The sequence below is a fragment of the Luteibacter sp. P4_E6 genome (assembly GCF_056401535.1).
In genome coordinates this window covers 1-6,336 of sequence record NZ_JBFUJE010000226.1, presented here as the reverse complement: position 1 = coordinate 6,336, position 6,336 = coordinate 1, and the positions used below count along the sequence as shown (strand labels likewise).

The following is a 6,336-nucleotide window of genomic DNA, read 5'->3' as shown; positions in this document are numbered from 1 at the left end:
TGTTCCTTAAGGGGCGGGGGCTGAGGCCGACATGGAAGGCGGTGCGTCCTTCGGGTCGGCGCCCCAGGTCTTGCTTGGCTCGGGGCCCATCGTGAGTACCAGCGTCGCGCCGTTCGCGATGTCTGCATCGCTGAACCAGGCCTTGGTCCACGGCTTACCGTTGAGCGTAGCGGACTGGATATACATGTTCCGCTCGGCGTTGTTGCGCGCGACGATCTCGAAGACCTTGCCGTTACCCAGGTGCAGACGGACGCTGTCGAAGAGAGGGCTGCCGATGATGTAGTCGGGCGTGGAGGGGTCGACCGGGTAGAAGCCCATGGCGCTGAGCACGTACCACGACGACGTCGAGCCCTGGTCGTCCATGCCGGGATAGCCGTAGCCGGTGGCATCGCTGCCGTACAGGTCGGTGAGAATGCGGCGCGTGAGCGCCTGCGTCTTCCAGGGCTGCCCGCTCCATGCGTAGAGATACGCGGCCTGCTGGTCGGGCTGGTTGCCCTGCACGTACTGGCCGATCACCCCGGTGCAATCGCGGCAGATGCCCTTGGGCGCGTAGGGCGTGTTGAAGAAGGTGTCGAGCTTGGCATTGAACGCATCGCGCCCGCCGAGCAGGTTCATCAGGCCTTGTACGTCGTGCGGCACGAGCCACAGGGTGGACCAGCCCGAGCCTTCCTTCATCATGAAGTTGTAGTACGGCTCGGCCGGATCGAATGGCGAAATCCACTTGCCGTCTTCGGTGCGGCCGCGGAAGAAGCCCACCGAGGGATCGAAGACGTTGCGGTAGTTCGCCGCGCGGCGCTGGAACATCTCGGCATCGTCTTTCTTGCCGACGCGCCTGGCGAGGTCGGCGAGCGCATGATCGTCCCAGGCGTATTCGAGCGTCGTGGCGACACCGGCCTTGCCGCCGGCATACGGCGGGCTGGGATTGCCCGGCGGAACGATGTCCGAGATCCAACCATTCTTGTCGTATTCGGCAAGATAACCGCGCGGGCCCTTCGGGTCGGTGGCGTTCTTGCGCAGCACTTCATAGGCGCCCGCATAGTCGAACGGAATACCGCGCTGCATGGCACCGTCGTAGAGGAAGACGGCATGGTCGCCGTGGAACGAGGTGTTCATGTAACCGTGTTCGCGCGCCCGCTCCAGCTCGGAGCGCATGATGTCCTGCACGACCTTCGGCTGGAGCAGCATGAGTAGCGCGATCTGGTTGCGGCCGGTKTCCCAGTACGGCACAGGGCTGTAGAGATCGTACGCGGCAACCTTGAGTTGGCCGTTGGCGTCGGTGTACTGCTCGCCCTTGCGCGCAACCACGCGCGGACTTGCAAAGGAGTGATACAGCGTCGAATAGAACAGCGCACGCTGCTTCGGCGTACCGCCAGTGACTTCGACACGATCGAACAGCTGAGCCCATGCCGCGCGCGCTTTGGCGTGCACGCTGTCGAAATCTCCCTCCGCCGCATGCAGCCGCTGGTCGGCTTCGTCCGCACTGTGGCCGTGGGCGATCCTCACCAGTACCTTATCGCCGTCCTTGGTATCGAAGGTGACATAGGCGCCGGCATAGTTGCCGGTCACCTTGCGCTGGCCCGTCTGCACGTCTTCATGACCGAGGCCCTCGCCCTTGTCGTTGACGTTGGCGTGGAACGTGCCGAACGCAGCGAAAGGACGCGAGAACTCCGCCACGAAGTACGGACCGTCCGCATCGTGGTTTCCGTGGTTGCCGGTATCGACACCGCGGATCGTGCGGTCACCGACGACTTCCACATCGCCGCCCGCGCGACGAAGATTGACCACAACGTTCGAGCGATGGCTCGCCGGAAAGGTGAAGCGCATCAGGCTGGTCCACTGCGTCACCGTCAGTTCGGCGCGGGTGTGGAACGTGGCGAGATCGACGGCGTAGTAGCCCGGAGAGGCCTTCTCGGTCGACTTGTCGTAATAGGACGCGGCGTAGTCCGGCGGCACGGTCCAGTCGCCCACCACGGGCATGATCATCGGCGCGGCGCGCGCGCCGTACGTCGAGCCACCACCGGTGAAACCGATCATGGCCGGGCGCCCATAGGCATAGGCCACGGGAACGCCCGTGGCAAAGCTCAGGTCCGCATTGATATTGACGGGTGCGGCGTCGGTCGAGCTTTGCGGCAAGCTCGCACCGGGCGAGGTCATGCCCGAATACAGCGGTTCACCGGGGGGCGGCGCATTGCCGATGAACTCCTTCTTATCCAGTGGCGCGGTGCCGACCAGCGGATTGGCTTCGTCGACGGATGAGGTGGCCGAAGCCGCGTGTTTGCCGTTGTCGGCGTGGACCGCGCTGATCGCTCCGAGCGCGAAGACCGAAAGTGCCACCGCGAGAGCGTGGCGACTATGAAGACGTGGGTGCGGGAGATTCATGCTGTTTTCCTGGGGACGGAAACGAAAGCGGGGCCAGGCTATGCACCTGACCCCGCTGGGCCTTCTTTAACCACCATCACCGAACTTGTACGTGATACCGACGTAGTACTGGCGTCCCGCGTATTCGAGGCTGACCAGTCGTGCCGTCGTATCGTTGCCCAGGTACTCGTGCGGCGTCGACTTCGACAGGTTGATCACCGACGCGGTCACGACGAAGTGCTTGTTGAACTCGTAATCACCGTTCAGGTCGATCTGGTGATACGGCGCCGAATAAATCGGCAGGCCCGCCGTCAGACCCTGCATGGTCCGGCCGGTGAAGTTGTCACTGGCGCGAAGCAGCAGACCGTTCTTCTCGTAAAACACCGACACGTTGGCCGCGTACTTGGCGCTGCCGATCAGCTCGGATTTGCCGACCTGCGTGTCGCCCAGGGAAACCGGGGTTTCCGTGGTGTGGTTGAGCGTGTAGTTGGCGATGTAGCCAAAACCCGAATCCCACGTGTGCTGGGTGTAGAACTCGATGCCCTTCGAGGTACCCGAGCGGCCGTTGGCATTGGTGCTGTACTGCATGAAGTTCGTCGGCGTGCCGTTGACGTCCACATTGATGTTGTTGACGGTGACCGGTACGACGAAGTTCTTCACCTTCTTCTGGAACAGATCGATACCCACCACCGAATGCGGTGCGTAGTACCACTCCGTCGCCAGATCGAACTGGGTCGCGGTGAACGGCTTCAGGTCCGCATTGGCACCGCTGCCGTACCAGCCCGGCAGGGGTGAGCCGAACTGCTTGCGATCGTCGTAGTACGCCTGGGTGTAGTTGGTCAGGCTGCCCAACTGGGCAAGATCGGTGTAGTTAGCACGAGCGAGCGCCTGCGAACCTGCCGCGCGAACGACGACGTCGTCCAGGACGTTCCACGCGATATTGAAGCTAGGCAATGCCTTGTTGTAGCGCTTGCGCGTGGTGCTGTTGTCGAACGTCTGCACGACCGCCACCTCGCGTGGCTGGTACTGGAAGTCACCCGGCGCGCAGGCGCCGCCGGCAATATTCTTGCCGGTGGTCGGGCAGATCAGGATGTTGCCGCCCGCGTCGTGGTAGTAGTCCGCGTTGTTGGTAGTGATTTCGTCGGCGACCGTGAGGTCCTGTCCTGTGCTGACGAAGCGCAGACCCACGTTGCCACGGACGGTGCCGGTGTCGAAGTTGGCCTGAACATAGGCCGCAGCGATCTTCTCCTGGATCGAGGACTTGTCATCGGGATGGTTGTAGAGAACCCGGTCGTAGGTCTGGTTGAGATAGTTGTAGTACGCCGGGTAATTGATCGCCGGGAAAGTGCTATCGCTATAGGCCTCGTTGGTCCCGTCGAGCGAATTCGCCTGGAGGAAGCCCGCGGGCAACTGGCCGGCGTTGGGATCGCAGGTCTGGAACTGCAGCGTCGTGCCCTTGCAGTACCAGCGCTGCTCGTTGTTCGTCTGCTCAGCGTGGTTGTCGCGGTACTTGAAACCGAACTGCAGCGACTGGAACCAGGTCGAATCGAAGGCCCAGGTGAGATCGGCCTGGGCGAAGTTCTGGGAGTTGCTGGTATTGACCATGTTGGAACCGGTCGAGCCCAGATCCACCTGCCCCGCGCCGGCCAGCATGTTCTGGAGCACGTCCGGCGAGGCGGTGAGGGTCGGCTTGCCATTGAGGGTCCATGCCGCGCCGTTGCTGCCGTCCACCCACTGTCCATTGACGAAGTTGCGCGGCTTCGCGGCCATGCTCAACTGCACCGACGGACCGCCCGTGGCCCAGGTACGGCCAAAGTTGAACGACCCGCTGAGGCTGCCGCCGTTGTCCCACTCGCCTTCGAGGTTGAGGGTCTGAGAGGTGGCCTTCTCGACGTTGTAGCTGCCATTGAGCCAGGGAATCTCGGTGGAGCAGGTATCCACGGCTTGACGCGCTGCGCCGGTAGACGGGTTGGTCAGCGAATTACAACCCACGCCCTTCGGCGGCAGGACGTAGTTCGCGCCGGTGACGATGGTGTGCGACGGATCGAACGTCAGGCCATTGGGTGCGAGCAACCTGCCCTGCTGGTCCGCGTAATTGCTGTTGCTCGGCAGGCCCCACTCGGGCACTTCCAGCGTGTTGGTGATCTGGGTCTGCTGCCGCTCGAAGCGAAAGTAGTTACCCGTCAGCAGCAAATGGTCGATGGGCTTGAATTGCATGGTCGCCTGGGCGCCCTTGGTCTTCAGGTCCAGCTCGTTACGACTCGTGGAGAACTGCTGCGGCATCCAGTAGCCCGAATCGACCTTGCCACCCTGGTCGACGACACCGCCGCCGGACCACAGGTCGAGATTGGGCGCCACGTCGGGACCGTATGGCTTGCCATGCACGTCCGTCGGCGGCGCGGTACACGTAGCCTGGCTGGTACAGTCGTTGCTCCACCAGTGCCAGCTGTCGGCCTTGGCCGTGTAATCGATATCGCGACGCTTCTGGTACGAACCCGCGACGAGGAAGCCGAACGTCTCGTCCTTGTTCTTCCACGACCACAGGGCCGAGGTCTGCGGGGTCTTCTTGCTGCTGTTGTCCGAGCCCGCGGCATTGATGGACACAAAACCATCATTCGCCTTCATTTCCAGCGGACGGCGCGTGTGCAGGTCGACGTTGCCGCCGATGCCGCCTTCGTCCAGGCGTGCTTCGAGGCTCTTGTAGAGCTTGATCTCGGAGAACATGTTCGCTGGCATCAGCGTGTAGTTGAACGAGCGCGTCAGGCCGGCGGAGGTATCTGCCGAGGCCACGTAGTTGCCGTTCAATTCGGTCAGCGTCAGCTCGGGCGCGAGGCCACGAATGCTGACCGTCTTGCCTTCACCCGATTCGCGACTGATGACCACGCCAGGCACATGCGCAAGCGCATCGGCGATGTTCTTCGCGGGGAACTGCGAGATGTTCTGTGCGTTGATGACCTCGACGATGGAGTTCGCATCGCGCTTGTCCAACACGTTCTGGTCGATCGACTGGCGATAACTCGTGACGACGACGGTGTCCAGATTCGTTGGACCGGCCGCGGTGTCGTTGCTCTGCTTATCTGCCTTCTTTTCCTTATCGTTTTTCGTTGCCGTCGAGCTATCAGTCGTTTGTGCCGGCGCGGGCGCTGTCGTCGTGACGGGCGCGGATGTCTGCGCGAAAGCCGCCGTCGGGACCCCCATGAAACCGACGAACGACAAGGTGGCCGAGGCGAGCGCGGCGCAAAGCGGCTTGCGCTTGAGCATGTGTGGCAGATAAGTCATTTCTTTTTATTTCCCTCAGTGGTGTGCGCCGTTCTTGAAGTCGGCGCGATGATCCCCCGTTACATCACTGCTGCAGATTCGCGACCTATGTCGGCATGCGTCCTCCTTATTTCCCGCATTTCAATCGATCCAAATTTACGGCGGCAGGCGGCACCTGCGGTCGTCAACGATGAGTGGCTCATACCCCTGGATGCGCCGCGGAAAGACCCGCTGCACCGAACGCAGGGCAGCGTTTCCCGTGATTGCCGTCGTCAGTGGACGAGAGGCAACGCAGCGACAGAATCTCTATGTCCGCCTACTGACTGCTAGGCGGAACTCGGCGGCAACGATCCGCGCCGCGGTCAAAAGACCTCATGAACACGGTCACGCGCGCTTCGCGCGGGCTGGTGCTCATGGACGTACAGGTGGTGCTTGCTTTCATGTGGCGGCTTCCCCTTCCCCAAGACAGGCCCGGCGGGAAGCGGCAACGTTCCGGGTGGCGCACGATGCGCACAGCCCTCTGCCCTCCCCACCCCAGTCCAAGCCAATGCACACCTTCGCGGCTGCGACGTGATGCAAATCACACTAGCTTGGATCGATCTAAATCCCCTGGGGACAGATTAAGACGCCAAAGCGATGAGGTGTCACGCTGCGCTGCAAAAATCTTAAGCCGGTTGGTCGTATTCACAACGGGCGTCGCCTGTCGTCGATGCATGCAAG

General features: G+C 62.3%; 2 protein-coding genes. Both read right to left on the bottom strand.

What is annotated here, in order from left to right; translation table 11 throughout:
- Positions 1-6: 6 nt before the first annotated feature.
- The gene (locus tag AC1DT2_RS13735) at positions 7-2,379 is read right to left on the bottom strand and encodes a GH92 family glycosyl hydrolase (RefSeq protein WP_477296879.1); all 2,373 of its coding nucleotides are present in this window, start codon (positions 2,377-2,379) and stop codon (positions 7-9) included.
- 66 nt (positions 2,380-2,445) lie between these two features.
- Complete coding sequence (locus AC1DT2_RS13730; RefSeq protein WP_477296877.1) at positions 2,446-5,637, bottom strand: TonB-dependent receptor; 3,192 nt, start codon at positions 5,635-5,637, stop codon at positions 2,446-2,448.
- Positions 5,638-6,336 lie beyond the last annotated feature (699 nt).